Annotated in this window: 24 protein-coding genes and 3 pseudogenes; 17 read left to right on the forward strand and 10 right to left on the reverse strand. The window is 67.9% G+C overall.

The genetic code is table 11. The features are described from left to right. The 3 genes and pseudogenes from BN4348_RS62380 to BN4348_RS37220 form a co-directional block, all read right to left on the reverse strand. Positions 1-555 (reverse strand): hypothetical protein (locus tag BN4348_RS62380; RefSeq protein ID WP_084454032.1); only part of this gene is annotated, 555 nt, incomplete at its 3' end. A 78-nt stretch (positions 556-633) separates the two neighbouring features. Further along, entirely contained in the window at positions 634-2,460 is a 1,827-nt protein-coding gene (locus BN4348_RS37215) for an acyl-CoA dehydrogenase (protein WP_066910669.1), read from the reverse strand. A 90-nt stretch (positions 2,461-2,550) separates the two neighbouring features. Then, positions 2,551-2,982, reverse strand: a pseudogene (locus tag BN4348_RS37220) (PE family protein); the annotation flags it as partial. Between the two features lie 331 nt (positions 2,983-3,313). Here BN4348_RS37220 and trxA point away from each other — a divergent pair. Continuing rightward, a complete protein-coding gene (trxA, locus tag BN4348_RS37225; protein ID WP_066910732.1) occupies positions 3,314-3,664 on the forward strand; it encodes a thioredoxin in 351 nt (116 codons plus the stop codon). A gap of 15 nt (positions 3,665-3,679) precedes the next feature. On the opposite strand, the gene BN4348_RS37230 is transcribed toward trxA, so the two are convergent. Beyond that, a complete protein-coding gene (locus BN4348_RS37230; protein WP_160040340.1) occupies positions 3,680-5,110 on the reverse strand; it encodes a condensation domain-containing protein in 1,431 nt (476 codons plus the stop codon). Positions 5,111-5,439: 329 nt separating this feature from the next. Here BN4348_RS37230 and BN4348_RS37235 point away from each other — a divergent pair, with 329 nt between their 5' ends. The 4 genes from BN4348_RS37235 to BN4348_RS37250 all read left to right on the forward strand — a co-directional run bounded on the left by BN4348_RS37235 (position 5,440) and on the right by BN4348_RS37250 (position 8,953). Beyond that, on the forward strand, positions 5,440-6,153 hold the full coding sequence (locus BN4348_RS37235) for a GAP family protein (protein ID WP_066910672.1): 714 nt from the start codon (positions 5,440-5,442) through the stop codon (positions 6,151-6,153). A gap of 33 nt (positions 6,154-6,186) precedes the next feature. Then, a complete protein-coding gene (locus BN4348_RS37240; protein WP_066910675.1) occupies positions 6,187-6,996 on the forward strand; it encodes an enoyl-CoA hydratase in 810 nt (269 codons plus the stop codon). An 18-nt stretch (positions 6,997-7,014) separates the two neighbouring features. Then, positions 7,015-8,643, forward strand: coding sequence for an ABC-F family ATP-binding cassette domain-containing protein (locus BN4348_RS37245; protein ID WP_066910678.1), 1,629 nt, complete (start codon positions 7,015-7,017; stop codon positions 8,641-8,643). A gap of 103 nt (positions 8,644-8,746) precedes the next feature. After that, the gene (locus BN4348_RS37250) at positions 8,747-8,953 is read left to right on the forward strand and encodes a helix-turn-helix domain-containing protein (RefSeq protein WP_066910681.1); all 207 of its coding nucleotides are present in this window, start codon (positions 8,747-8,749) and stop codon (positions 8,951-8,953) included. A 13-nt stretch (positions 8,954-8,966) separates the two neighbouring features. Here the strand turns inward: BN4348_RS37250 and BN4348_RS37255 are convergent, their stop codons facing one another. After that, positions 8,967-9,590, reverse strand: coding sequence for a TetR/AcrR family transcriptional regulator (locus tag BN4348_RS37255; RefSeq protein WP_066910684.1), 624 nt, complete (start codon positions 9,588-9,590; stop codon positions 8,967-8,969). 20 nt (positions 9,591-9,610) lie between these two features. Then, positions 9,611-12,424 carry an aconitate hydratase gene (locus BN4348_RS37260; RefSeq protein WP_066910687.1) on the reverse strand — a complete coding sequence of 938 codons (2,814 nt, stop codon included), beginning with the start codon at positions 12,422-12,424 and terminating at the stop codon, positions 9,611-9,613. Between the two features lie 320 nt (positions 12,425-12,744). On the opposite strand from BN4348_RS37260, the gene BN4348_RS37265 reads away from it, so the two are divergent. From BN4348_RS37265 to BN4348_RS37290, 6 genes are all read left to right on the forward strand, one after another. After that, positions 12,745-13,293, forward strand: a complete 549-nt coding sequence (locus BN4348_RS37265; RefSeq protein ID WP_066910690.1) for an Rv1476 family membrane protein — start codon at positions 12,745-12,747, stop codon at positions 13,291-13,293. Between the two features lie 239 nt (positions 13,294-13,532). Beyond that, complete coding sequence (ripA, locus tag BN4348_RS37270) at positions 13,533-14,966, forward strand: NlpC/P60 family peptidoglycan endopeptidase RipA (RefSeq protein WP_066910693.1); 1,434 nt, start codon at positions 13,533-13,535, stop codon at positions 14,964-14,966. A 25-nt stretch (positions 14,967-14,991) separates the two neighbouring features. After that, positions 14,992-15,726, forward strand: a complete 735-nt coding sequence (gene ripB / locus BN4348_RS37275; RefSeq protein ID WP_066910696.1) for an NlpC/P60 family peptidoglycan endopeptidase RipB — start codon at positions 14,992-14,994, stop codon at positions 15,724-15,726. A 109-nt stretch (positions 15,727-15,835) separates the two neighbouring features. Next, a complete protein-coding gene (gene moxR1, locus BN4348_RS37280) occupies positions 15,836-16,966 on the forward strand; it encodes a chaperone MoxR1 (RefSeq protein WP_066910699.1) in 1,131 nt (376 codons plus the stop codon). Beyond that, positions 16,963-17,913 carry a DUF58 domain-containing protein gene (locus BN4348_RS37285; protein ID WP_066910702.1) on the forward strand — a complete coding sequence of 317 codons (951 nt, stop codon included), beginning with the start codon at positions 16,963-16,965 and terminating at the stop codon, positions 17,911-17,913. Before moxR1 ends, BN4348_RS37285 begins: the two co-directional genes overlap by 4 nt. After that, positions 17,910-18,917 (forward strand): VWA domain-containing protein, encoded by a 1,008-nt coding sequence (locus tag BN4348_RS37290; protein ID WP_066910705.1) that lies wholly within the window; start codon positions 17,910-17,912, stop codon positions 18,915-18,917. Before BN4348_RS37285 ends, BN4348_RS37290 begins: the two co-directional genes overlap by 4 nt. Before the next feature lie 58 nt (positions 18,918-18,975). On the opposite strand, the pseudogene BN4348_RS37295 reads toward BN4348_RS37290, so the two are convergent. Continuing rightward, positions 18,976-19,813, reverse strand: a pseudogene (locus tag BN4348_RS37295) (hypothetical protein). Positions 19,814-19,962: 149 nt separating this feature from the next. Between BN4348_RS37295 and fabG1 the strand changes: the two are divergent. Genes fabG1 through BN4348_RS37310 form a run of 3 tightly spaced genes read left to right on the forward strand, consistent with a single transcriptional unit; the run spans position 19,963 to position 22,577 of the window. Further along, the gene (fabG1, locus tag BN4348_RS37300; RefSeq protein ID WP_066910708.1) at positions 19,963-20,727 is read left to right on the forward strand and encodes a 3-oxoacyl-ACP reductase FabG1; all 765 of its coding nucleotides are present in this window, start codon (positions 19,963-19,965) and stop codon (positions 20,725-20,727) included. Between the two features lie 23 nt (positions 20,728-20,750). After that, on the forward strand, positions 20,751-21,560 hold the full coding sequence (gene inhA, locus BN4348_RS37305; RefSeq protein ID WP_066910711.1) for an NADH-dependent enoyl-ACP reductase InhA: 810 nt from the start codon (positions 20,751-20,753) through the stop codon (positions 21,558-21,560). A 6-nt stretch (positions 21,561-21,566) separates the two neighbouring features. Further along, the gene (locus tag BN4348_RS37310) at positions 21,567-22,577 is read left to right on the forward strand and encodes a ferrochelatase (RefSeq protein ID WP_066910714.1); all 1,011 of its coding nucleotides are present in this window, start codon (positions 21,567-21,569) and stop codon (positions 22,575-22,577) included. A gap of 5 nt (positions 22,578-22,582) precedes the next feature. Here the strand turns inward: BN4348_RS37310 and BN4348_RS37315 are convergent, their stop codons facing one another. Continuing rightward, on the reverse strand, positions 22,583-23,503 hold the full coding sequence (locus tag BN4348_RS37315) for a hypothetical protein (protein ID WP_066910717.1): 921 nt from the start codon (positions 23,501-23,503) through the stop codon (positions 22,583-22,585). A gap of 57 nt (positions 23,504-23,560) precedes the next feature. On the opposite strand from BN4348_RS37315, the gene BN4348_RS37320 reads away from it, so the two are divergent. The 3 genes from BN4348_RS37320 to BN4348_RS37330 are packed head-to-tail and all read left to right on the forward strand — an operon-like array spanning position 23,561 to position 25,529. Further along, positions 23,561-23,995, forward strand: a complete 435-nt coding sequence (locus BN4348_RS37320) for an NfeD family protein (RefSeq protein WP_066910720.1) — start codon at positions 23,561-23,563, stop codon at positions 23,993-23,995. 28 nt (positions 23,996-24,023) lie between these two features. Beyond that, on the forward strand, positions 24,024-25,163 hold the full coding sequence (locus BN4348_RS37325; protein ID WP_066910723.1) for an SPFH domain-containing protein: 1,140 nt from the start codon (positions 24,024-24,026) through the stop codon (positions 25,161-25,163). Between the two features lie 9 nt (positions 25,164-25,172). Further along, entirely contained in the window at positions 25,173-25,529 is a 357-nt protein-coding gene (locus tag BN4348_RS37330) for a DoxX family protein (RefSeq protein ID WP_066910726.1), read from the forward strand. Here BN4348_RS37330 and BN4348_RS37335 read toward each other — a convergent pair. Both BN4348_RS37335 and BN4348_RS37340 read right to left on the reverse strand, forming a co-directional pair. Further along, a complete protein-coding gene (locus BN4348_RS37335) occupies positions 25,526-26,011 on the reverse strand; it encodes a nitroreductase family deazaflavin-dependent oxidoreductase (RefSeq protein ID WP_066910729.1) in 486 nt (161 codons plus the stop codon). The two genes, BN4348_RS37330 and BN4348_RS37335, sit on opposite strands and share 4 nt — an antisense overlap. A gap of 27 nt (positions 26,012-26,038) precedes the next feature. Continuing rightward, positions 26,039-26,394, reverse strand: a pseudogene (locus tag BN4348_RS37340) (TetR/AcrR family transcriptional regulator); the annotation flags it as partial.

Below are 26,394 nucleotides of genomic sequence, written 5' to 3' on the forward strand. Positions count from 1 at the left end.
GATGGTGCTTCCCGTCACCGACGCGACGGAGCCCCGCACCGCCGGTGCCGGAGCGGGTGCCGGCGTGGGGGAGCCCGAGGGGGCGGGAGAGCTGGAACCGGGGCCGGACGCCGGTCCGGACTCCTTGGGCTTCGGGCAGGTGCCGTTGACGGACGGGCTGACCCGGACCGATGCAGCGGTGACCGGCTGCTGCCCGCCCTGCGCTTCCTTGGTGGGCCGCACCGTGATGCAGCTGCCGGAGGTGACGTCAGCCAGGGTGGCCGGGGAGACCTCGGTGATCTTGGTCGTCGAGGTGAAATTCACGGCGGCGTTGCTCTTGTCTTCCTTGGTGACCTGGATCGAGTTGCCCGCGACGGACGCGATCAGGCCGCTCACCTTGGCCTCGTTCTGGGCCGGCGCCTGCGACGTCGTCGTCGAGGTCACCGTCGACGTGGAGGTGGACGTCGACGTGGGAGCCGATTGATTCGACGACCCGCACGCCGCGACGGACAGGGCGGTGGCGCCCGTGGCGGCCAGGATGGCGAACCGCGTGAGCGTGGGACAGCTTGCAGAAATCAACGTTTCCCCCATTCGTGAGTTGGACCACGAAAAGATGTACCCGCTGGAGCTGTGTCGCAGCTGTGAAACACCCAGTCAGAAGGCGTCTTCGGAGATGCGCATGATGTCGTCGTCGATGGATTCGATGACCCTGCGCTGCGCGGCCAACCGGGGCAGCATGTTCTTGGCGAAGAACGCCGCGGTCGCGATCTTGCCCTGGTAGAAGTGCTTGTCGCTCGCAGCGGCGTCGGCCAGCGCGGCGTGGGCGATGCCGGCCTGCACCAGCAGCCGCCAGCCGATGAGCAGGTCGCCGACCGCGAGGAGATACCGCACCGATCCCAGCCCCACCTTGTAGATCTCGGTGGGGTGCTGGGTGGCCGACATCAGGTATCCGGTCAGCGCGCCCGTCATCGCGGTGACCTCGTCGAGCGCGGCCTGCACCAGCTCGGCCTGCGGTTTCAGCGCCTGGTCGCAAGTGTCGATGGTGCGGCCGATCTGGGCCGTCAGGAACTGCAGCGCCTGGCCGCGGTCGCGGACGATCTTGCGGAAGAAGAAATCCAGCGCCTGGATGGCGGTGGTGCCCTCGTAGAGCGAGTCGATCTTGGAGTCGCGGATGTACTGCTCGAGCGGATAGTCGACCAGGAAGCCCGAGCCCCCCAGCGTCTGCAGCGACTCGGTCAGGATCTCGTAGGCCCGCTCGGAGCTGACCCCTTTGACGATCGGCAGCAGCAGGTCGTCGATGCGGTGTGCCATGTCGGGATCGGCGCCCGAAACCCGTTGCGCCACATCGGCATCCTGATGGGCGGCGGCATACATGTAGAGCGCCCGCAGGCCCTCGGCGTACGCCTTCTGCGTCATCAGGCTGCGGCGCACGTCGGGGTGATGGATGATCGTGACCCGCGGCGCGGTCTTGTCCGCCATCTGGGTGAGGTCGGCGCCCTGCACCCGCTCCTTGGCGAAGGCCAGCGCGTTCAAATAGCCCGTGGACAGGGTGCCGGCCCCCTTCACGCCGATCGTCATGCGGGCCTGCTCGATCACGGTGAACATCTGCGCGATCCCGTTGTGCACGTCGCCGACGAGGTAGCCCACGGCCGGCACGCCGCCGTCGCCGAACGTCAATTCGCACGTCGGCGAGGACTTGATGCCCATCTTGTGTTCCAGCCCGGTCGCGAAAACCCCGTTGCGGGAACCGAGTTCGAACGTCTCGGGATCAAACAGGTAGTTGGGCACGTAGAACAGGCTCAACCCTTTGGTGCCCGGGCCGGCACCCTCCGGCCGGGCCAGCACCAGGTGGAAGATGTTCTCGGCGGTTTCGCCGACGTCACCGCCGGAGATGAACCGCTTGACGCCCTCGATGTGCCAAGTGCCGTCGGCTTGTTGGATGGCCTTGGTGCGGCCCGCCCCGACATCGGATCCGGCGTCGGGCTCGGTGAGCACCATGGTGGCCCCCCAACCGCGCTCCACACCGATTGCCGCCCACTGCCGTTGCTGCTCGTTGCCCTCTTCGTACAGCGCCTGCGCCATGAACGGGCCGAAGTTGAAGAAGTTCGCGGAAGGGTTGGCGCAGAGGATCATTTCGGTCACCGCCCAGGCCAGCGGGGGCGGCGCCGGCATCCCGCCGATCTGTTCGGCCAGCCCCAGCCGCCACCACCCCGCCTCCTTGATCGCCTGCACGGTCTTGGCCAATTCGTCCGGGACGCTGATGGAGTGCTCGACGGGGTCGAAGACCGGCGGGTTGCGGTCGGCCGCGGCGAAGGATTCGGCGACCGGGCCTTCGGCCAGGCGGGCGGCCTCGGCCAAGATCGTCCGGACGGTGTCCTCGTCGAGATCGCTGTAGCGTCCGGTGCCGAGAACCGCGCCCACCTCGAGAACATCGAACAGATTGAACTCGAGATCACGGACGTTTGCGATGTAGTGGCCCAACGCGATTCCCTCACTGATCGATCGGCTCGTTGATCGGGCTCAGTCTCTCCGAGTGGGGAAAACGTACGCAACCGTAACCTGGGCGGGTTACCCGTTCGCGCCCTTCGTGCCGAACAGCAGCCCGCCTGTGCCCCCGCGACCGGGCGTGCCCAGAGCGTGGCCGCCGTCGCCGCCGTTGCCGGCCAACAGCGCGTTGCCGCNCGCGTTGATCGCGTCGAACAGCGGCTTCAACGGGTTGGTGTTGGCGGCTTCTGCGCCGGTATACGCCTGCGCGCCGCCGAGCAGGTTTTGCACGAATTGGTCGTGAAAGGCCGCGACCTGGGCGCTCAGCGCCTGATAGCTCTGGCCGTGCGCGCCGAACACCGCCGCGATGGCGGCCGACACCTCGTCGGCTCCCGCCGAGGCCAAGGTGGTCGTCTGGGCCGCCGCCGCGGAGTTAACCTCGCTAATTGTCGAACCGAGCCGCCCCAATTCCTCGGCTGCCCCCGAAACCAACGCCGTATCGGCGACCAAAAATGACATCTCGCACCTCCCGGCGAAGCGTCAGTGACGGCAGAATCTTATCGCGTTTTCGGCGGCTACGGGCGCCAGCGATTGGATTGCGCGCGCATCCTTCACCCTGTGTTCGGAATGCGCCCGATGGGGTGGCCGCGCTCGGCGGTTGGGATCGCCCGTTTGCGTTGTAGCAGCGGCGAATTCGATAACGTAGCCTCGACGCATTGAACGATTCGCGGATTCGGCCGTCGATAAACTCGGACAAATGACGTTGACCGGCTGCCTGCGCGACGAGCCGAGCGCCGGACGCGAACATCCCCGCGGGAACACCGCATCGGTTACCGACGTTAAGGCAACTGTGACAACACGCGATCTCACTGCTGAGAAGTTCAACGAAACCATCGAGGGCAACGACATCGTCCTCGTCGATTTTTGGGCATCCTGGTGCGGTCCCTGCCGCCAGTTCGCACCGACCTTTCAGGAGTCGTCGGAGAAGCACCCCGACGTGGTGTACGCCAAGGTCGACACCGAGGCCGAACAACAGCTCGCGGCGGCCGCTCAGATCCGGTCCATCCCCACGCTGATGGCGTTCAAGAAGGGCAAGCTGCTGTTCAACCAGGCCGGGGCGCTACCGCCGGCGGCCCTGGAGGACCTGGTGCAGCAAATCAAGGCCTTCGACGTCGAGGCGGCCGAGGCCGAGCAGGCCTGATCCGGCGGGGTGCCGCTACAGGGCGGCGGCGCTGCAGAGCGGCGCCACTGCGCCGCGGCCCTCGGCGACCCGGACGTAGATGGATTTCAGCGTCTCGATGTAGCGGGCGACCGACTCGCGCGCGACCGGATTGTCCGGGAAAAACACCATGGCCTGGGTCTCGTTCTCGTAGCGGTTGACGCGCAAATCGAATCGAGCCGGGACACCGCCGTCGTGGTGGATCTTGATGTTCGAGCCGCCCCATTCGGACTTGACGATGGTGGACAAAGGCGGGCTGCTGGCGTCGAGGTGAAACAGCAGGGGGACGCGACCGTCGGGCATCCGCAACCACGGCGCCAGTTCCAGCACGCGAGAAAACGGCACGTTCGCCAGCGCTTTGCCGGAGTCGAACGACTTCTGCGCGGCGCGGGCGGTATCACCGAAGGACGATGCGTCGACCGGGATGGTGATCGGGACAAAGCCGGTGAACCAACCGATCGTCAGGAACTCCGCACGGCTGCTGCGGGTATCGCACGCGACAAGTCCGTAATACTTTTCGGCGCCGGTCAATTCGTATTGCGCAAGGGCGGCGCAGGCGAAAACGCCGCCGCTGAAACGCGCACCCGCCGCGATGCAAGCGGATTCGAAGTTGGCCGTCTGCCGTTCGTCCATCACCCGCACGAACATCAGGTCGCAGGGCCCCGACCCATCGCCCAACGACACCGGGCACTCCGGAAGGGTTCCGTCGTTCTCTTCGAAGAAGTCGACCCAGCCGCGCACCTGCGGTGAATCCAGCGTGAGGGCCGAGGTGTACTCGTGCTGTCGGACACAGTAATCCGTGTAGCTGCCCGGGGCCGGAAGCGGTGGCGGCGCCCCGCCGGCGAGCAGGGAGGTGTACATCAGATACAGCTCGAGGCGGATGGCCCCCAGGAACTGCGCGTCGATGTAGAGGTGGTCGATGGCGAAGCAGAAGGTGAAGTGGTCCGCGCGCTGAATGATCGCGAACCGGAAGCAATCCCATTCCAGCGGGCTCGGCGTGGAAACGATGTGCTCGCGCAACGCCTCCGGCGTCATCTCGCCGTGCTCGATCGGAACACATTGAATGTCGCCGGGTTTGCGGAGCGTGTGCCGGACGATCGCGTCGCCGTCGGCGAACGCGAACCAGCTGTGATACGTGTCATGCCGCCGGAGGTGGGTGTTGATGACGTACGTGAGAACCCGGACGTCGCACTGGCCGGGCATGTCCCAACTGCCGATGCACAGCCGTGACATGTCGACCCCGCGGCTTTTGTGGTCGCGGAAGTTGCGCAGGTGCCTGGCCTGCTGATGGCTGGCCGGCACCGCGCTTATCGGGGCTTGCCTGACCTTGGCAAGCGAGGCGGGTGAGGGATGCCAACAGACGACCGACCCCGGCTCCGGCGCCCATTCGTCGAGGGCCCCGAACGCCTCTTCTCCTGGGATGAACACATTCCCTCCCTGATCGCTTCACCGCATCGGCATAGCGGATTCATAGATTCGGCCACGGCTCGATTCTTCGCGCTGCTACCTCCAGTACTCGGATCTCGTTGCGGCCCAGCGTATTTGCGCGGCCAACCGGGACGTCTCATGGCGTCGTAGCCGACACGTACCCAACGGTCGCTAAAGGTAGCAGACCGAACCAACCCAAGTAGGGTGTTTCGAAGACATTTAACGTACGCGCGCACCAGCGAAACGGCGACTCGGGCTCGTCACCCACCGCCGCCCAATCCCCCGGAAGTGCGAACGCAACCCTCCCTTGCCGCGGTAAAGTCGCGCCCATGTGGGGCACGGTGCTGGCGTTAGCGCTGGTCGCCGGGGTGGACCCGGGACGGATCGGGATCGCTGTGCTGCTGTTTTCCCGGCGACGGCCGGTGCTCCATCTGGTCGCATTGTGGCTCGGCGGGATCGCGGTCGGCGTTGTCCTGGCCCTGGGTGCGCTCGTGGGCCTGCACGACGTCGTGCTCGGGGTCATGGACAGGGTGGAGCTCGCCACCTCGACCACCACGGCGGGGCGGATTCAGATCGCGATGGGCGTGTTCGCGCTGCTGGTGGCCGCACTGATAGCGATCGGCTTTTCACTGCGTCAACCTGCGGCAATGCCCTCCGGCGGCCCGCCAAGCCCGGCCGCACCGACGGCGTTCTCACGGTTGTCGACGCGTGCAATAGAGGCGCTGCGGGCCGGGCCGCCGTGGATCACTTTCCTGGTCGGGGTCGGGATCACGACCGACTTTCGCTACCTGGCGGCGCTCACCGTGATCCTGGCGTCGGGGGCCGCCTTGGGCACCCAGGTCAGCGCGGCCGCCGCATACACGCTGGTCGGGCTGGCGTTTGCCGAGATCCCCCTGGTCTGCCAGGTGGCGGCGCCGGCGCGGACCGGCGCGGTGATGGCGCGCGTGCACGACTGGGTGCAGGCCCGCAGGAGGGCCGTCCTCGGGCTCGTCGTGGCCGCGCTGGGGGTTTTTCTGATGACCACCGGCATGGGCCACGTCTGAGCCTCGGGCGTTCCGGCACGCTACCTTTCACGGGTGAGTCTGGTACTGGTAGAGCAACCGCGGCCCGGTGTCGCGCTGATAACCCTCAATCGGCCCGAACGGATGAATTCCATGGCGTTCGACGTCATGGTGCCGCTCAAGGAGGCCCTCGAGCAGGTCACCTACGACAATTCCGTGCGCGTCGTCGTGCTGACCGGGGCGGGTCGGGGGTTCTCCTCGGGCGCCGATCACAAGTCCGCGGGCACGGTGCCGCACGTCGCCGGGCTGACCCGCCCGACGTATGCGCTGCGCTCCATGGAGCTGCTCGACGACGTGATCCTGGGGCTGCGGCGGTTACACCAACCGGTGATCGCCGCGGTCAACGGCCCCGCCATCGGGGGCGGACTGTGCCTGGCGCTGGCCGCCGACATCCGGGTGGCCTCGACGAGCGCCTACTTCCGGGCCGCGGGCATCAACAACGGCCTGACCGCCAGTGAGCTGGGCTTGAGCTACCTGCTGCCCCGGGCCATCGGGTCGTCGCGCGCGTTCGAGATCATGCTGACCGGCCGCGACGTCAGCGCCGAGGAGGCCGAGCGCATCGGGCTGGTGTCGTGTCAGGTGCCCGAGGAGCAGTTGCTGGACACCTGCTACGCGATCGCCGCGCGCATAGCCGCCTTCTCGCGGCCCGGAACCGAGTTGACCAAGCGCACACTGTGGAGCGGGCTCGACGCCGGTAGCCTGGAAGGGCACATGCAAGCCGAAGGCCTGGGACAGCTCTTCGTCCGCCTGCTCACCGCCAACTTCGAAGAAGCGGTTGCCGCGCGCGCGGAGAAGCGGCCGCCGGTGTTCACCGACGAAAAATAGACCAATGGGAGAGCGATCGTGATCACGGCCACGGACCTCGAGGTCCGCGCTGGTGCGCGCATCCTGCTCTCCCCGGACGGCCCGGACCTGCGCGTGCAGCCCGGCGACCGCATCGGGCTGGTTGGCCGCAACGGCGCGGGCAAGACCACGACGCTGCGCATCCTGGCGGGTGAGTCCGAGCCGTATGCCGGCTCGGTGGCCCGCATCGGCGAAATCGGTTATCTGCCACAGGACCCCAAGGAAGGCGATCTCGACGTGCTGGCCCGCGACCGGGTGTTGTCGGCCCGCGGACTGGACGTCCTGCTCACCGACCTCGAGAAGCAGCAGGCGTTGATGGCGGAGGTCGCCGACGACGACGCACGCGACCGCGCGATCCGTCGGTACGGGCAGCTCGAGGAGCGGTTCGTGGCGCTGGGCGGCTACGGCGCCGAGAGCGAGGCCGGCCGCATCTGCGCGAGCCTGGGCCTGCCGGAACGCGTGCTGACCCAGCAGCTGCGCACGCTGTCCGGCGGGCAGCGCCGCCGGGTGGAGCTGTCGCGCATCCTGTTCGCCGCGTCGGACACCGGCGCGGGTTCGTCCACCACGCTGCTGCTCGACGAGCCGACCAACCACCTGGACGCGGATTCGCTCGGGTGGCTGCGCGATTTCCTGCGGGCGCACACCGGCGGGCTGGTGCTCATCAGCCACAACGTCGAGCTGCTCGCCGACGTCGTCAACCGGGTGTGGTTCCTCGACGCCGTGCGCGGCGAGGTCGACGTCTACAACATGGGCTGGCAGAAGTACCTCGACGCCCGCGCCACCGACGAGCAGCGTCGTCGCCGGGAGCGGACCAACGCCGAGCGCAAGGCTGCCGCGCTGCGCACACAGGCGGCCAAGCTCGGCGCAAAGGCCACCAAAGCCGTTGCGGCCCAGAACATGTTGCGCCGAGCCGACCGGATGATGGCCGCGCTCGACGAGGAGCGGGTCGCCGACAAGGTGGCCAGGATCAAGTTCCCCACCCCGGCCGCCTGCGGGCGCACACCGCTGGTGGCCAAGGGATTGAGCAAGTCCTACGGGTCGCTCGAGGTGTTCAGCGGCGTCGATCTGGCCATCGACCGCGGGTCGCGGGTCGTGGTGCTGGGCCTCAACGGCGCCGGCAAGACCACGCTGCTGCGGTTGCTGGCCGGCGTCGAAAGCGCCGACAGCGGGGGCCTCGAGCCCGGGCATGGTTTGCGGATCGGCTATTTCGCGCAGGAGCACGACACGCTCGACAACGATGCGACGGTCTGGGAGAACATCAGGCACGCCGCCCCCGAGTCCGGTGAACAGGAGCTGCGAGGGCTGCTCGGCGCGTTCATGTTCAGCGGTCCGCAGCTCGACCAGCCGGCCGGGACGCTGTCCGGCGGGGAGAAGACCCGGCTCGCGCTGGCCGGTTTGGTGGCATCCACCGCCAACGTGCTGCTGCTCGACGAACCGACCAATAACCTCGATCCCGCGTCGCGCGAACAGGTCCTCGACGCGCTGCGCAGCTACCACGGCGCGGTGGTGCTGGTGACGCATGACCCGGGCGCGGCCGAGGCCCTTGACCCGCAGCGCGTCGTGCTGTTGCCCGACGGCACCGAGGACTACTGGTCCGACGAGTACCGGGATCTCATCGAGCTCGCCTGATCGGCACGTGGCGGCAGGCGATTTCGGCCAAAGCGGCCCACGACCGGCAGTGGCTTCTTACTCTATGTGCTTGGGGAGCGAGTCCGAGCCTGGAGGGGAGCCAGTGAGAAAGCCGAAGAAGACGCGCGAGCAGACGCTGTACGAGCTACGCAGCGCGTACGAGCGCGGTGCCAGCATTCGCAACCTGGTCGCCACCACCGGCAGGTCCTACGGATCGATTCACAGCATGCTGCTTCAGGCCGGCACCACGCTCCGCGGCCGCGGCGGCCCCAACCACACGTCGGCCCGGCGCCAGTCCACGCGAGCGTAGCGTCACTGCGAAATTACGTCCCCTCATTCGCAGTGGCGTTACGCTCGCGGCCCGAATTCCGCGAATCACGAGAATTGCTGCGCCGCACCGACTTTTCCACCAGGTCGAGGACCGCGGCCAACCGCCGCGGGTCTTCGCCGGACGCCAGCCGGGCCACCAGGCCGTCGAGAACAAGCTCTAGGTAGCACTTCAAGACGTCGGCGGGCACGTCGTCGCGCACCCGGTGCGCCTCCTTCTGGCGGCGCAGCCGATCGGTGGTCGCCGCCGCCAGCTCCGCGGAACGCTCCGCCCAGCCGCGACTGAAGACGGGGTCGTTGCGCAGCTTGCGTGCGATCTCCAGCCGGGTGGCCAGCCAGTCGAACTGGTCGGGTGCGGCGAGCATGTCGCGCATCACCTGGATCAGGCCCTCGCGGGACGCCACGTCGGCCATCCGTTCGGCGTCCTCGTGCGCCAGCGCGAAAAAAAGCGCGTCCTTGTCTCGGAAGTGATGGAAGATCGCGCCGCGCGACATCCCGACCGCCTTCTCCAGCCGGCGCACCGTGGCTTTGTCGTAGCCGTACTCGGCGAAGCAGCGACGGGCACCGTCGAGGATCTGGCGGCGGCGGGCCGCCAGATGGTCCTCGCTGACTTTCGGCATTGGCCGGGGGCTGTCTCGGCCTAGCCGGACTTGAGCATGTTGCGCAGCACGTACTGCAGGATGCCGCCGTTGCGGTAGTAGTCGGCCTCGCCGGGGGTGTCGATGCGCACCACCGCGTCGAACTCGATCGGGTCGCCGGAATCCTTGGCGGCCTTGACATGCACCGTCTTCGGCGTCTTGCCGTCGCCCAGCGCCTCGATGCCGGTGATGTCGAAGACCTCGGTGCCGTCCAGCCCCAGGTCCTGCGCCGTCTTGCCCTCGGGGAACTGCAGCGGGATCACGCCCATGCCGATCAGGTTCGAGCGGTGGATGCGCTCGAACGACTCGGCGATCACCGCGCGCACGCCCAGCAGCAACGTGCCCTTGGCCGCCCAGTCGCGCGACGAACCCGAACCGTACTCCTTGCCGCCAAGCACCACCAGCGGAATGTCCTGTGCCGCATAGTTTTGCGCCGCGTCGTAGATGAACGCCTGCGGGGCGCCGTCCTGGGTGAAGTCACGGGTGTAGCCGCCGGCGACATCGTCGAGCAGCTGGTTGCGCAGCCGGATGTTGGCGAACGTGCCGCGGATCATCACCTCGTGGTTGCCGCGCCGCGAGCCAAACGAGTTGTAGTCCTTGCGGTCCACGCCGTGCTCGTCGAGGTACTGCGCCGCCGGGGTGCCCGCCTTGATGCTGCCGGCGGGGGAGATGTGGTCGGTGGTCACCGAATCGCCGAGCAGCGCCAGCACCCGGGCGCCGCTGATGTCCTTCACCGGCTCGGGGTCGGCCGACATGCCCTCGAAGTACGGGGGCTTGCGCACGTACGTCGAATCCGGGTCCCACTCAAAGGTGTTGCCGCTGGGCGTCGGCAGATTGCGCCAGCGCTCGTCGCCCTTGAACACGTCGGCGTAGTTCTTGGTGAACATCTCCTGGCTGATCGCCGAGGCGATGGTGTCCGAGACGTCCTTCTGAGACGGCCAGATGTCTTTGAGGTAGACGTCGTTGCCGTCCTGATCCTGGCCCAGCGGCTGCTCGTCGAAGTCGAAGTCCATGGTCCCGGCCAGGGCGTAGGCGACCACCAGCGGCGGCGACGCCAGGTAGTTCATCTTCACGTCCGGGTTGATGCGGCCCTCGAAGTTCCGGTTGCCCGACAGGACCGCCGCCACCGAAAGGTCGTTGTCGTTGATCGCCTTCGAGATCTCGTCGGGCAGCGGGCCGGAGTTGCCGATGCACGTGGTGCAGCCGTAGCCGACCAGATAGAACCCGAGCTTCTCCAGGTAGGGCCACAGGCCGGCCTTGTCGTAGTAGTCGCTGACGACCTGCGAGCCCGGCGCCATCGACGTCTTCACCCAGGGCTTGGAGGCCAGCCCCTTCTCGACGGCGTTGCGCGCCAGCAGCGCCGCGCCCAGCATCACCTCCGGGTTGGAGGTGTTGGTGCACGACGTGACCGCCGCGATCACCACCGCGCCGTGGTCGAGCACGAACTCGCCGAATTCGTCCGACTTGACCGTCACCGGGTTGCTCACCCTGCCGTTGGCGTGCTTGGCGGCCGACTCCACCTTGGGGGCGTCGTCGGCGTGGCCGTTGTCCAGCGCGCCCGGGTCGCTGGCCGGGAAGGACTCGTCGACCGTCTCGTCGAGCTTGGAGTAGTCCTTCTTGTCGGGGTCGTCGCCGACGTAGTTGGGGATCTGCTCGCGGAAGGTGGATTTGGCGTCCGACAACGCGATTCGGTCCTGCGGACGCTTGGGCCCGGCGATCGAAGGCACCACGTCGGACAGGTTGAGTTCGAGGTATTCCGAGAACGCGGGCTCGTGCTCGGGGTCGTGCCACATGCCCTGCTCCTTGGCGTACGCCTCGACCAGGGCGAGCTGCTCGGGCTTGCGCCCGGTGAACTTCAGGTAGGAGATGGTCTCCTCGTCGATCGGGAAAATCGCTGCGGTGGAGCCGAATTCGGGGCTCATGTTGCCCAGGGTGGCGCGGTTGGCCAGCGGCACCTCGGCCACGCCCTCGCCATAGAACTCGACGAACTTGCCGACCACGCCGTGCTTGCGCAGCATCTCGGTGACGGTGAGCACGACGTCGGTAGCCGTGACGCCGGCCTGGATCTCGCCGGTCAGCTTGAAGCCGACGACCCGGGGGATCAGCATGGACACCGGCTGACCGAGCATCGCCGCCTCGGCCTCGATGCCGCCCACGCCCCAGCCGAGCACGCCCAGGCCGTTGACCATCGTGGTGTGCGAGTCGGTGCCCACGCAGGTGTCCGGATAGGCCACCCCGTCGCGCTCCATCACCACACTGGCCAGGTACTCGATGTTGACCTGGTGCACGATGCCGGTGCCCGGCGGCACCACCTTGAAGTCGTCGAAAGCGCCCTGCCCCCAACGCAGGAACTGGTAGCGCTCACCGTTGCGCTGGTATTCGATCTCCACGTTGCGCTCGAACGCGTCCGCGCGGCCGAACAGGTCGGCGATCACCGAGTGGTCGATCACCAGGTCGGCGGGCGCCAACGGGTTGACCTTGTCCGGCTTGCCGCCGAGGTCGCCGATGGCCTCGCGCATGGTGGCCAGGTCGACGATGCAGGGCACGCCGGTGAAGTCCTGCATCACGACGCGCGCGGGCGTGTACTGGATCTCAATGCTGGGCTCGGCCTTGGGATCCCAGTTCGCGATGGCCTCGATGTGGTCTTTGGTGATGTTGCTGCCGTCCTCGTTGCGTAGCAGGTTCTCGGCGAGCACCTTGAGGCTGTACGGCAGTTTCTCGGTATTGGGGACGGCGTCGAGGCGATAGATCTGGTAACTCTTGTCGCCGACCTTGAGGGTGTCGCGGGCTCCGAACGAGTTCACAGAATCAGTCACTTCAACTCCCAAGGATTCAGTTCTTCCACCGACGGGCCGTGTCGGCGGCGGTGCCAATTTTAACAGTACGCTTGTCCTGCATTACGGCGGCACCTCGTAATCCAGTCTTATCGCCGAACCCGGCGGTTTAAACCCCTTCGGGCGCTCCAGTTAGAGGGCCGAACGCGGGCAGGTGGCGCGCCGAGACATTACACACTGCGACCCGCGCCGGCGTGTCGTCGCAACCGGTTATGTGTCGCGGAAAGCCACGCGCGATCCGGCGAACCGAAGTCGCGTACGGTGCCTGTAGCGCCGGGGTGCCAACGGGCAGGAGGGACACGATGACCGGACACGATTCCTTCGTTCTGCCGCTATACATTCCGCAGGACGTGGACATGACCGCGATCAAGGCCAAGGTCGCCGTCGATGGTGTCAGCGCGCCGCCGGACGCCCTGCCCGGACTGCTTGAGGTGGTCAACCAGGCGCACGCCGACGGCATCAACCTCAAGATCGTGCTGCTCGACCACAACCCACCCAACGACACGCCGTTGCGCGACATCTCCACGGTCGTCGGCGCCGACTACCACGACGCCACGGTGCTGACCCTCAGCCCGAGTTACGTCGGCAGCTACAGCACGCAGTTCCCGCGGGTCACCCTCGAGGCCGGTGAGGACATCGCCAAGACGGGCAATCCGGTGGTCTCGGCGCAGCATTTTCTGCAGGAGCTGCACTCGCCCGAGTTTCCCTGGACCGGCCTGACCATATTTCTGTTGATCGGGGTGCTCGCGGCGGCCGTCGGCACGCGATTCCTGCAGTTGCGCAGCAAGCGCGCAGCAACGCAGGTCGGCGCACCGGAAACCACCGACACCGAGGCCGGTAGCGGCGTCTAACACGCGCATCCGGCTCGGGTCGGCCGGCCGGGCACGCGCCCGCCCCGGCGTGCGGCAAACGCCCCAGGTCACCATTCGGTCACATTAAACACACGTCCAGAGTGCAGTTTGTGACGAGCGTTTCCACCGCGTCTTGTGTGACGTACGGTGCAAATGATGCCTCTGTTGTTCTTGGCGCTTTCGAGATTTGGGTGCCTGGCGCCGCCCGTCCGCGTTGAGCCGTATGAGACCTGAGCCGTATGAGACGTACCCGCTGGGGCTTCTCGGCGCGACCGGCCGCCGGGCTGGTCCGGCCGGTGATACCGGCGGTGCTGTGCGTGGCGATGCTGGTGTGCACTCCCGGCCTGGCGGACGCCGACCCCGCCGCCGACAGCCTCGCCGCGCTGATCGCCAATGTGGCCAAGGCCAACCAGCGCCTCGAGGACCTGACGGCCGAAATCCAGACCGAGCAGGAGAGCGTCAACAAGGCCCTGGTCGACGTCGAGACGGCGCGGGACAACGCGGCCGCCGCGCAGCACGACCTCGAGGCGAGCCAGCAGGCGGTCACAGAGGCCAACGCGGCGATCGCTGCCGCGCAGCGCCGGTTCAACACCTTCGCGGCGGCGACCTATATGAACGGTCCGTCGGGCAGCTACCTGATGGCGACCAGCCCCGACGACATCATCGCCACCGAATCGGCCGCCCGGACCCTGTCCGCCAGTTCGCAGGCGGTGATGGACAAATTGCAGCGGGCCCGGACCGAACAGGTGAACAAGGAGTCCGCGGCGCGGCTGGCCAAGCAGAAGGCCGATAAGGCCGCCGCCGACGCCAAGGCCAGCCAGGACGCCGCGGTGGCGGCGCTGATCAACTCCAAGCGCAAGTTCGGCGAACAACGCGAGCAGGCTTCTCGGCTGGCCACCGAGCGCGATGCGGCGCAGGCCAAACTCGAGGCGGCCAAGCTGCAATGGTCGGCCGGGAAGGGCGGGGGCGCCGCCACGCCGGCGTCGGGCGACCGGTGGGATCCCGGGGCGCCGGCCGGTGCACCGCGCCCCGTGGGCCGGCAGTGGGACGGCGTGTGGGACCCGACGCTGCCGATGGTGCCCAGTGCCAACGTGCCGGGTGACCCGATCGCGGTGATCAACCAGGTGCTGGGCATCTCGGCCACCTCGACGCAGGTCACCGCCAGCATGGGCAAGGGATTCCTGCAGCAGCTGGGCATCCTGCGGCCCGACGACACCGGCATCACCAACGCCGCCCCGGGCCGCCCGTCCCGGATTCCCCGGGTGTATGGGCGCCAAGCCAGCGAGTACGTGATCCGCCGCGGCCTGTCGCAGATCGGCGTGCCCTATTCCTGGGGTGGCGGCAATGCGGCCGGGCCGAGCAAGGGCATCGACTCCGGCGCCGGGATCACCGGCTTCGACTGCTCGGGTCTGGTCCTGTATTCGTTCGCCGGCGTGGGCATCAAGCTGCCGCACTACTCGGGTTCGCAGTACAACCTCGGCCGCAAGATCCCGTCGGCTCAGATGCGCCGCGGCGACGTCATCTTCTACGGACCGGGCGGCAGCCAGCACGTGACGATCTACCTCGGCAACGGCCAGATGCTCGAGGCCCCGGATATCGGTTTGAAGGTGCGCGTTGCGCCGGTGCGCACCAGTGGGATGACGCCGTATGTGGTCCGCTACATCGAATATTAAACGAGGACGAACACAACGAGGAGCTATGCGCCACAATCGGTTTCGCGTGATCAACCGGGCCTGGATCGCCGCATTGGTGACCGGGTTCATGTTGGCTGTGGCTAGCCCGGCTCCCCTGGCCACGGCCGACCCGGGGCTGTGGGATCCGACGCTGCCGGCCCAAATCAGCGCCGGCGCCCCGGGCGATCCGCTCGCGGTCGCCAACGCCTCGCTGCAGGCCACCGCCCAGGCCACCCAGACCACGCTGAACCTGGGCAAGCAATTCCTCGGCGGCCTCGGGATCAACCTCGGTGGCGATCCCGCCCCCGCCGCGGCGGCCCCCACCAACCCCGGCGGCAAGATCCCGCGCGTCTACGGCCGGCAGGCGATCGAGTACGTGATCAAGCGCGGTGGGTCGCAGATGGGCGTCCCCTACTCGTGGGGTGGGGGCTCGCTGGATGGGCCCAGCAAGGGCGTCGGCGACGGCGCCAACATCAACGGGTTCGACTGCTCGGGCCTGATGCGCTACATGTTCGCCGGGGTCGGCGTGCTGATCCCGCGCTTTTCCGGTGACCAGTACAACGCCGGCCGCCACATCCCGCCCAATGAGGCCAGGCGCGGCGACCTCATCTTCTACGGGCCCAACGGTGGCCAGCACGTCACCATGTATCTGGGCAACGGTCAGATGCTCGAGGCGTCCAGCCTCGCCGGCAAGGTCACGGTCAGCCCGGTGCGCAAGCCCGGCATGACGCCGTTCCTGACTAGGATCATCGAGTACTGATCGCGGCCGGCGAACCGCGCCGTCGACGGAAACCGGCAGGCCTGGAATAGTTGGACGAGGGCACGTCGCTGCCCGGCAGTCGTGTCCGATTGAGCGTGGAGGGTTCTTGATGACATCAGCAGGTGGGCCGCCCCCGGGCGCCAGCAGTTACCCGGGCCCGGGTGGGCCCTCCGGCCCGCCCGCCCACGAAGCGCCCCCTGGCGGCGGCAATGGTTTGGCCGCCGAGGTCCACACGCTGGAGCGGGCAATCTTCGAGGTCAAGCGGATCATCGTCGGCCAGGACCAGCTCGTCGAGCGGATGCTGGTGGGCCTGCTGTCCAGGGGTCACGTGCTGCTCGAGGGCGTTCCCGGCGTGGCCAAGACGCTGGCCGTCGAGACCTTCGCGCGGGTGGTCGGGGGGACCTTCGCGCGCATCCAGTTCACTCCCGACCTGGTGCCCACCGACATCATCGGTACCCGCATCTACCGGCAGGGCAAGGAGGAGTTCGACACCGAACTCGGCCCGGTGGTGGTCAACTTCCTGCTCGCCGACGAGATCAACCGCGCGCCGGCGAAGGTGCAGTCGGCGCTGCTGGAGGTCATGCAGGAGCGCCACGTGTCGATCGGCGGCAAGACTTTCCCGCTGCCCAACCCGTTCCTGGTGATGGCGACGCAGAACCCGATCGAGCACGAGGGTGTCTACCCGCTGCCCGAGGCCCAGCGGGACCGCTTTCTGTTCAAGATCAATGTCGGCTACCCGACGCCGGAGGAGGAGCGGGAGATCATCTACCGGATGGGCGTCAGGCCGCCGGTGCCAAAGCAGATCCTGAACACCGAGGACCTGCTGCGGCTGCAGGACATCGCGTCCAACGTCTTCGTGCACCACGCGCTGGTCGACTACGTGGTGCGGGTCGTCACCGCCACCCGTAACCCCGAACAGCTCGGCATGAACGACGTCAAGACCTGGGTCTCGTTCGGCGCGTCCCCGCGTGCCTCGTTGGGCATCATCGCCGGGGCGCGTTCGCTGGCGCTGGTGCGGGGCCGCGACTACGTGATCCCGCAGGACGTCGTCGAGGTCATCCCCGACGTGCTGCGGCACCGGTTGATACTCACCTACGACGCGCTCGCCGACGAGATCTCGCCGGAAATCGTCATCAACCGCATCCTGCAGACGGTCGCCCTGCCTCAGGTGAACGCCGTTCCACAGCAAGGACATTCGGTGCCCCCGGTGATGCAGACCGTGGCGGCTAGCGGTCGGTGACCAATGACAAGCCGGCGGTGCGTCATCCGCCATCGTTCGAGCGCGGGCAGATCGACGATCCGAAGCTGTCGGCGGCGCTGCGGCAGCTCGAGCTCACGGTCAAACGCAAGCTCGACGGCGTCCTGCACGGCGACCACCTCGGCCTGATCCCGGGGCCGGGCTCGGAGCCGGGGGAGTCGCGCGAGTACCAGCCGGGCGACGACGTGCGGCGGATGGACTGGGCCGTCACCGCGCGCACCATGCACCCGCACGTCCGGCAGATGATCGCCGACCGCGAACTCGAGACCTGGATGGTGGTCGACATGTCGGCCAGCCTGGACTTCGGCACCACGGTGTGCGAGAAGCGCGACCTGGCGGTGGCGGCCGCCGCGGCGATCACGTATCTCAACAGCGGCGGCGGGAACCGGCTCGGCGCGATCATCGCCACCGGCGCGACCATCACGCGGGTGCCGGCCCGTTCGGGGCGCCAGCACGAGCAGACGCTGCTGCGGACCATCGCGACCACGCCCAAGGCGCCGGTCGGCGTGCGCGGGGATTTGGCCATTGCCATCGACGCGCTGCGCCGGCCCGAACGCCGCCGCGGCATGGCCGTCATCATCAGCGACTTCCTCGGCCCGATCAACTGGATGCGTCCGCTGCGGGCGATCGCGGCCCGCCACGAGGTGCTGGCCATCGAGGTGCTCGACCCCCGCGACGTCGAGTTGCCCGACATCGGCGACGTCGTGTTGCAGGACGCCGAGACCGGCGTCACCCGGGAATTCACCATCGACGCCCAGCTGCGTGACGACTTCGCCAAGGCGGCCGCGGCGCACCGCGCGGAGGTGTCCCGCACCATCCGCAGCTGCGGGGCCCCGGTGCTGACGCTGCGCACCGACCGGGACTGGATCGCCGACATCGTCCGCTTCGTCGAGTCCCGCCGGCGCGGGGCACTGGCCGGGCGGCAGTGACATTGCCGCTGCTCGGCCCGATGACGTTGTCGGGCTTCGCGCACTCGTGGTCTTTCCTCTTCCTTTTTGTCGTCGTCGGGTTGGCCGCGCTGTACATCGTGCTGCAGCTGGCCCGCCAGCGGCGGATGCTGCGGTTCGCCAACATGGAGCTGTTGGAAAGCGTTGCACCGCAACGGCCGTCGAGGTGGCGTCACGTGCCCGCGATCCTGCTGGTGTTGTCGCTGGTGTTGTTCACGATCGCGATGGCGGGCCCGACCAACGACGTCCGCATTCCCCGCAACCGCGCGGTGGTGATGCTGGTGATCGACGTGTCGCAGTCGATGCGGGCCACCGACGTCCCACCCAACCGGATGGCGGCCGCACAGGAGGCGGCCAAGCAGTTCGCCGGCGAGCTGACACCGGGAATCAACCTGGGGCTGATCGAGTACGCGGGCACGGCGACGGTGCTGGTGTCCCCGACGACCAACCGGGATGCGACCAAGAACGCGCTGGACAAGTTGCAGTTCGCCGACCGCACCGCCACCGGGGAGGGCATCTTCACAGCGCTGCAGGCCATCGCCACGGTCGGCGCGGTGATCGGCGGCGGCGACACGCCGCCGCCGGCGCGGATCGTGTTGTTCTCGGACGGCAAGGAGACGATGCCGACCAACCCGGACAACCCGAAGGGCGCTTTCACCGCCGCGCGCACCGCCAAGGACCAGGGGGTTCCGATCTCGACGATCTCGTTCGGCACGCCCTACGGGTTCGTCGAGATCAACGACCAGCGCCAGCCCGTTCCGGTCGACGACTCCACCATGAAAAAGGTCGCCGAGCTCTCCGGGGGGAATTGGTACAACGCCGCGAGCCTGGCCGAGTTGAAGGCCGTCTACGCGTCGCTGCAGCAGCAGATCGGCTACGAGACGATCAAGGGCGACGCCAGCGCGGGCTGGCTGCGACTCGGTGCGCTGGTGCTGGCGCTGGCGGGACTGGCGGCGCTGCTGATCAACCGGCGGCTGCCGACGTAACTTTAGGCTCGCGAGCGTAACCAGGCTGCGATTTCCGGCCTGGATTTTCGCAGTCCGGTTACGCTCGCGAAGCGCGCGCCTCGCGTACCCGGCGGATGACGTCGTTGGGGTGGTTCTCGGCGACCACCCTGACCACGATCCACCCCATCCGTTCCAGTTTCTCCAAGCGACCGATGTCGCTCACATAGTGGTACCGACTGATTTGGTGTTGCGCGCCGTCATACTCTGCAGCGACCTTGATGTCCTCCCAGCCCATATCCAAATAGGCCTCGGCCCAGCCCCATTCGTTGAAAACTGGGATCTGCGTCTGCGGTCGGGGAAAGCCGGCGCGCACCAATAACAGGCGCATCCAGGTCTCCTTGGGCGATTGCGCCCCGCCATCGGCCAGCTCGAGAGCGGCACGTGCAGCCTTCATGCCGCGGCGGCCCCGGTACCGGTCGATCAATAGGTCGACGTCGGCCATCTTCAGATCGGTCGCCTGCATTAGTGCGTCGATCGCGGCGACGGCCATGTCGGTGGGGTATCTGCACGCGAGGTCCAGCGCCGTTCTTGCCGGTGTGGTCAGTCGCATGCCGTGGACGACGGCCAGCTCATCGGGCTCGACCCGTGCTTCCCAGACTTGCACTCCGGCGCTCTTGCGACGGTTGGTGTCGATGATCGTGGCGGGCAACGTCGGATCGATCCACTTCGAGCCGTGCAGCGCGGAAGCGGAGAACCCCGCGAGCACTCCGCGCCGCCGAGAGCGTAACCAGCACGCCTTCGCCCGTGACACAGCGGTCAGCTCGGCGTCCCTCGGCACGTACACGTCTTTGTGCAGCGCCACATACCGACTACGCAGCTCATAGGACGTCAATGCGCCGATGCAGGGCTTCACTGCCCAGAAAAGGGTCCGTCATGGCGAAAGTGTGCTGGGCCACACCGACACGGGGTCACGAGCGTAACTGCACTGCGAAAATCCGGCCTAAAAACCGCAACCCCGTTACGCGCGCGGCGCGAAACGGGGGGACAGTCGGGCCGTGCCGCGGCGAGGCGATAGGTTGGCGGGGTGACTGACACAGCCACCGAGAACGCCCAAAGTGCTGCCGACTACGGCAGACCCGCATTCGTATCCCGCTCAGTTTTGGTGACGGGCGGAAACCGGGGGATCGGTCTGGCGATCGCACAGCGGCTGGTCGCCGACGGTCACAAGGTGGCGGTCACGCACCGCGGATCCGGCGCGCCCGCGGGGCTGTTCGCCGTCGAGTGTGACGTCACCGACAACGACGCCGTCGATCGCGCGTTCAAAGAGGTCGAGGAGCACCAGGGGCCGGTGGAGGTGCTGGTGTCCAACGCGGGCATCTCCGCGGACGCGTTCCTCATCCGGATGACCGAGGAGAGGTTCGAGAAGGTCATCGACGCCAACCTCACCGGGGCGTTCCGGGTGACCCAGCGCGCCTCGCGAAGTATGCAGAAGAAGCGGTTCGGCCGGATCATCTACGTGGGTTCGGTCTCCGGCAGCTGGGGGATTGGCAACCAGGCCAATTACGCAGCCTCCAAGGCCGGCCTGATCGGCATGGCCCGCTCGATCTCCCGGGAGTTGTCGAAGGCCAACGTCACCGCGAATGTGGTGGCGCCGGGCTACATCGACACCGATATGACCCGCGCGCTGGATGAGCGGATTCAGGAGGGCGCACTGCAATTCATCCCGGCGAAGCGGGTTGGCACCGCCGCCGAGGTCGCCGGGGTGGTCAGCTTTTTGGCGTCCGAGGACGCGAGTTACATCTCCGGTGCGGTCATCCCGGTCGATGGCGGCATGGGTATGGGCCACTGAGGGCCCCGACACTAGGACGGAAAATGGCAGGACTGCTCGAAGGCAAACGGATACTGGTCTCCGGGATCATCACCGACTCGTCGATCGCGTTTCACATCGCCAAGGTGGCCCAGGAAGCGGGGGCGCAGTTGGTGCTGACCGGATTCGACCGGTTGCGCCTGATCCAGCGGATCGCCGACCGGCTCCCGGAGAAGGCGCCGCTGATCGAACTCGACGTGCAAAACGAGGAGCACCTGGCCACCCTGGCCGAGCGGGTGACGGCCGAGATCGGCGAGGGCAACAAGCTCGACGGCGTGGTGCACTCGATCGGCTTCATGCCGCAGACAGGGATGGGTATCAACCCGTTCTTCGACGCCCCGTACGAAGATGTGTCGAAAGGCATTCACATCTCCGCCTTTTCGTATGCGTCGCTGGCCAAGGCGCTGCTGCCGATCATGAACCCCGGTGGCTCCATCGTCGGCATGGACTTCGACCCGTCGCGCGCGATGCCGGCCTACAACTGGATGACGGTCGCCAAGAGCGCGCTGGAATCGGTCAACCGGTTCGTGGCCCGCGAAGCCGGCCCGTACGGCGTGCGCTCGAATCTCGTTGCGGCTGGCCCGATCCGGACGCTGGCGATGAGCGCGATCGTCGGCGGCGCCCTCGGCGAGGAGGCCGGCGCCCAGATGCAGCTGCTCGAGGAGGGCTGGGACCAGCGCGCACCCATCGGCTGGAACATGAAGGATCCCACGCCGGTCGCCAAGACGGTGTGCGCGCTGCTCTCGGAGTGGCTGCCGGCCACGACGGGGACCATCATCTACGCTGACGGCGGCGCCAGCACCCAATTGCTCTAGCGCGCAATGGACTTCGACGCGGTCCTGCTGCTGTCCTTCGGCGGGCCCGAAGGCCCCGAGCAGGTGCGGCCCTTCCTGCAGAACGTCACCCGTGGCCGCAACGTGCCGCCCGAACGCCTCGATGAAGTCGCCGGGCACTACCTGCATTTCGGCGGCGTGTCGCCGATCAACGGGATCAACCAGGCGTTGATGACCGAGTTACAGGCGGAACTCGACGTGCCCGTCTACTTCGGCAACCGCAACTGGGAGCCGTATGTCGAGGACACCGTTAAGACGATGCGCGACAACGGTGTTCGCCGCGCCGCAGTGTTCACCACGTCCGCCTGGAGCGGGTACTCCGGCTGCGCGCAGTATGTCGAAGACATCGACCGGGCCCGCGGCGCGGCCGGACCGGACGCCCCCGAATTGGTCAAGCTGCGGCCCTATTTCGACCACCCGCTGTTCGTCGAGATGTTCGCCGGGGCCATCGCGGCCGCAGCCGGCACGGTTCCCGGCGACGCGCGGTTGGTGTTCACGGCGCACTCGGTCCCGGTGGCGGCCGACCAGCGTTGCGGTCCCCGGCTGTACAGCCGCCAAGTCGCCTATGCCACAAGGCTGGTGGCAGCGGCCGCGGGGTATGCCGACTACGACCTGGCCTGGCAGTCGCGGTCGGGGCCGCCGCAGGTGCCATGGCTGGAGCCCAGCGTCGAAGACCATCTCGCGGCGCTGGCCGTCTCTGGCACGAAGGCCGTCATCGTCTGCCCGATCGGGTTCGTCGCCGACCACATCGAGGTGGTGTGGGACCTGGACCACGAGTTGCGCTTGCAGGCCGAGGCCGCGGGGATGGCCTTCGCCCGGGCCGCCACACCCAACGCGGATCGTCGATTCGCCCGGCTGGCAGCGGATCTGGTCGACGAGCTCCGCCACGCCCGGGCGCCGAACCGGGTGAGCGGAGCCGATCCGGTGCCGGGCTGCCTCGCCAGCGTCAACGGCGCGCCGTGCCGTCCGCCGCACTGTGCGGCGCCCGAATGCGGTTAGCGGCCCTACTCGGCCCAGGCCGAGTGCAGGATCGCGGTGACCGCGGCCAGCCGCGCCGACCGCACGACCGTGGTCAGCGGGCGCAGCGCATCGGTGGCGATTCGAGCCTGCGACGACGATTGCGCGCCGATCCCGGCGACCATATGGTCTGCCGGTGAGTCGGATACCCGGCTGAGCCCGCAGCTGACCGCGATGATGGCGTCGACGTGCGCGGCGTTCTCCAGGACGCGCAGGGCGCGCGAGGGGGCATGGTCGGGAATGCGGTGTTGCCGTGCCGATTCCAGCAGCTGCTCGACAAGCCCCCGCGGATCTGCCACCTCGGACGCGGCGGCTCCCAGCCCGACGGCCCCGAGCGCGTCGGCCGCCGATCGCACGGCCGACCGCAGCGCGTACTCGGCGTCGCCGAGCTCGTGGTGGTCGAGCACCGGCGCGCCGGGCAGCGAGTACACCGTCCAAGCGAGGCCGCACAGTTCGGGTGATCCCGCGTCGTCGTCGGCCTCGTCGAGGTCGCCGTAGCTGAACTCCGGCACCAGCCCGACGGCGGTGCCGGAATCGTCGGGGTTGGTGATGATGACCGCCTCGCCGGCGGCCAGGGCGTCGGATTCGAACTGCGTTCCCGGCGCGAGGCCCCGCACATCGCCGGGCACCGGCAGCACCATGTTCACGGTCCCCCGCAACCGACCCCGGGCAAGCGACACCGCCGGCAGGCCCACCGCCGCGCGCAGCGTTTGCAACAGCGTGACGGTCCCGGCGTCGGGAACATCTGGCCACGGCAGGCCGGTGTGGCCCGCGGCGACCGCATCATAGGCGGTGACCGATTGCTTTGGCGCCCAAACGGATAACGCGTCCAAGACGTCGTCGGGCGCCGCCTTACCCGCGAGCCAGGCGTTGGCCCACAGGGACAGCGAGACACTGGGACACCACATGATCTCGGAGTGTAGTTGTTTGATCCGGCAAAGGCGGATTACGCGTATCCTGACCGCATGCCCGCCGCGGTGATTTGGCTCATATTCGCGCTGGTACTCGCCGGCGCGGAGGCGCTGACGGGTGACATGTCCCTGTTGATGCTTTCCGGCGGCGCGCTGGCGGCCACGGGGACCACGTGGTTGCTGGACTGGCCGGTGTGGGCCAACGCGGCGGTATTCGTGGTCGTCTCGGTTCTCCTCCTCGTGCTGGTGCGGCCGGCGTTGCGGAAGCGGCTCACGCCGGCAAAGGGGCTGCCGACCGGAATCAAGGCGCTGGAGGGCAAAAGCGCGCTGGTGCTGGGCCGCGTCGCACGCGACGAGGGCCAGGTGAAACTGGACGGCCAGGTATGGACGGCGCGGCCGCTGAACGACAACGATGTGTACGAACCCGGCGAACGGGTCACCGTCATGCAGATCAACGGCGCCACCGCGGTGGTGTTCAAGGACTTCTAATCCCTCTGGAGAAACAGGAGGAAGCGCGATGGCTGGAATCGCTCTGTTGGTGGTGGCGCTAGCAATCGTCGTCTTCGGGATCATCGTGGTGGCGAAGTCCGTCGCGCTGATCCCGCAGGCCGAGGCCGCGGTGATCGAACGCCTCGGTCGATACAGCCGCACCGTCAGCGGGCAGCTGACGCTTCTGGTGCCGTTCATCGACCGCATCCGCGCCCGGGTGGACCTGCGCGAGCGGGTGGTGTCGTTCCCGCCGCAGCCGGTGATCACCGAGGACAACCTGACCCTCAACATCGACACGGTGGTCTACTTCCAGGTCACCGTCCCGCAGGCCGCCGTCTACGAGATCAGCAACTACATCGTCGGCGTCGAGCAGCTCACCACGACCACCCTGCGCAACGTGGTCGGCGGGATGACCCTCGAGCAGACCCTGACCTCCCGCGACATGATCAACGGCCAGCTGCGCGGTGTGCTCGACGAGGCGACCAACCGCTGGGGCCTGCGGGTCGCAAGGGTCGAGCTGCGCAGCATCGACCCGCCGCCGTCGATCCAGGCCTCGATGGAAAAGCAGATGAAGGCCGACCGCGAGAAGCGGGCGATGATCCTGACCGCCGAAGGTAGCCGGCAGGCGGCCATCACACAGGCCGAGGGTGAGAAGCAGTCGCAGATCCTGGCCGCCGAGGGCGCCAAGCAGGCCGCGATTCTGGCCGCGGAGGCCGACCGGCAGTCCCGCATGCTGCGCGCGCAGGGCGAGCGCGCCGCGGCCTACCTGCGGGCGCAGGGGCAGGCCAAGGCCATCGAGAAGACCTTCGCCGCGATCAAGGCCGGCAGGCCCACCCCGGAGATGCTGGCCTACCAATACCTGCAGACGCTGCCGGAGATGGCGCGCGGCGATGCCAACAAGGTGTGGGTGGTGCCCAGCGACTTCAGCGCCGCGTTGCAGGGCTTCACCCGGCTGCTGGGGACCCCCGGCGAGGACGGCGTGTTCCGGTTCCAGCCGTCCCCGGTCGAGGACGCGCCCAAGCACAGCGCCGACGACGACGCGGACGTCGCCGACTGGTTCTCTACCGAAACCGACCCCGCGATCGCCCAGGTGGTGGCCAAGGCCGAGGCGATCGCCCGCCAGCCGGTGGACGGCCAGCCCGGAGCGCCGCCCGAGTTGACCCAATAGGCTGGTGGGATGAGCGCGCTGACTTCACCGAAAACCTATGCGGGACTTGCCGCTTTCCATGCCGTCGACGCGGTGGCGTGCGGTGTCCAGGTGGCCCCGATCAAGAAGGTTCTGGACGACCTGGGGGTGCCGGACGAAATCCGCCCCGTCCTGCCGGTGGTGAAGGCGGCCGCCGCCATCGGGCTGCTGTCGGTCACCCGGTTCCCCGCCCTGGCCAGGCTCACGACGGCGATGTTGACGCTGTACTTCACTCTGGCCGTCGGCGCCCACATTCGGGCGCACGACAAAGTCGTCAACACCGTTCCGGCGGCGACGTTCCTGGCCACGTTCGCCGTGATGACGGTCAAGGGACCCGATCGCGGCTAGTCGCCACTGTCGCAACGCAATTCGACGATCGGCAGCGGCGTGTCGGTGTCGGTGATGGGCGCGCCCAGCGTCTCCTCGAGCACCGGGCTGAGTTGATCCCACGCACGGGCGTGGCGGCGACGATAGGCGGCCAGCGCGCGGTCGGCCTCCCCTTGGTCGAGGACCCGGGCGGTGGCGCTCCGCGGCGCATGGCTGCCGATGTACACACGCACCCGCGGATTGGCCTCAATGTTGCGGAACCACTGGGCTTTTCGGCCGAAACCGGACGCGACGAGGTAGACACCGGGGGCGGGGTGGCCGACGACCTCCAACACGGCGTAGCGCGGTGCGCCGGACTTGCGGCCGATGTGCTCGAGCATCAGGATGCGCGAGCCGAACAGCGCGCCCGCGCGGGCCTTGTACATCCAGATCGGCGCGCGCATGAGGCGGCGGGAACGCAGCACCCGGGCGCCGGTCCTGGCAAACAGGGACGTGGTGGACATCGTGACCTCCCTCAATCTATTTCTGTGTCAGCCGCTGATAAGTCCGTCGCGATAAATCGCGAAAACCTCGCCGGCCCAGCGCCGCATCCCGGCCGTCGAGAGCGGATCGACGCCGAGCGCTTCGGTCAGGCGGGGCCGCAGGACCAGTACCGCCAGGTCGTTCACGAGCAGCAACGCCGCCCGGACCGTGGCGTCTTCGCCGGGACTCGCGGTTCCGGCCGCCACCATCGCCTCCAGGGTGGCTTGGCTGAGCCTGAACAGCCGGTCGAACAGGGCCGACCCGGCGGGACCGCCGGCGACCAGCAGCCGGCTCAGGTAGGCGGGGGTGGCAGAGGCCGTCGGCCAGGGGGGGGCGAGGTGTGGCGTGTACACATCTAGGTGTG

The sequence above is a fragment of the Mycobacterium interjectum genome (assembly GCF_900078675.2).
Classification (GTDB): Bacteria; Actinomycetota; Actinomycetes; order Mycobacteriales; family Mycobacteriaceae; genus Mycobacterium; species Mycobacterium interjectum.

Excerpts from the sequence above, each read along its gene's own strand:
- BN4348_RS37335 (WP_066910729.1), bottom strand. The coding sequence starts at position 26,011 with ATGTCCACCACGTCCCTGTTTGCCAGGACCGGCGCCCGGGTGCTGCGT.
- BN4348_RS37325 (WP_066910723.1), top strand. The coding sequence starts at position 24,024 with ATGGCTGGAATCGCTCTGTTGGTGGTGGCGCTAGCAATCGTCGTCTTC.
- BN4348_RS37310 (WP_066910714.1), top strand. The coding sequence starts at position 21,567 with ATGGACTTCGACGCGGTCCTGCTGCTGTCCTTCGGCGGGCCCGAAGGC.
- inhA (WP_066910711.1), top strand. The coding sequence starts at position 20,751 with ATGGCAGGACTGCTCGAAGGCAAACGGATACTGGTCTCCGGGATCATC.
- BN4348_RS37330 (WP_066910726.1), top strand. The coding sequence starts at position 25,173 with ATGAGCGCGCTGACTTCACCGAAAACCTATGCGGGACTTGCCGCTTTC.
- BN4348_RS37235 (WP_066910672.1), top strand. The coding sequence starts at position 5,440 with ATGTGGGGCACGGTGCTGGCGTTAGCGCTGGTCGCCGGGGTGGACCCG.
- BN4348_RS37265 (WP_066910690.1), top strand. The coding sequence starts at position 12,745 with ATGACCGGACACGATTCCTTCGTTCTGCCGCTATACATTCCGCAGGAC.
- BN4348_RS37315 (WP_066910717.1), bottom strand. The coding sequence starts at position 23,503 with ATGTGGTGTCCCAGTGTCTCGCTGTCCCTGTGGGCCAACGCCTGGCTC.
- BN4348_RS37320 (WP_066910720.1), top strand. The coding sequence starts at position 23,561 with ATGCCCGCCGCGGTGATTTGGCTCATATTCGCGCTGGTACTCGCCGGC.
- moxR1 (WP_066910699.1), top strand. The coding sequence starts at position 15,836 with ATGACATCAGCAGGTGGGCCGCCCCCGGGCGCCAGCAGTTACCCGGGC.
- ripB (WP_066910696.1), top strand. The coding sequence starts at position 14,992 with ATGCGCCACAATCGGTTTCGCGTGATCAACCGGGCCTGGATCGCCGCA.
- ripA (WP_066910693.1), top strand. The coding sequence starts at position 13,533 with ATGAGACGTACCCGCTGGGGCTTCTCGGCGCGACCGGCCGCCGGGCTG.
- BN4348_RS37255 (WP_066910684.1), bottom strand. The coding sequence starts at position 9,590 with ATGCCGAAAGTCAGCGAGGACCATCTGGCGGCCCGCCGCCGCCAGATC.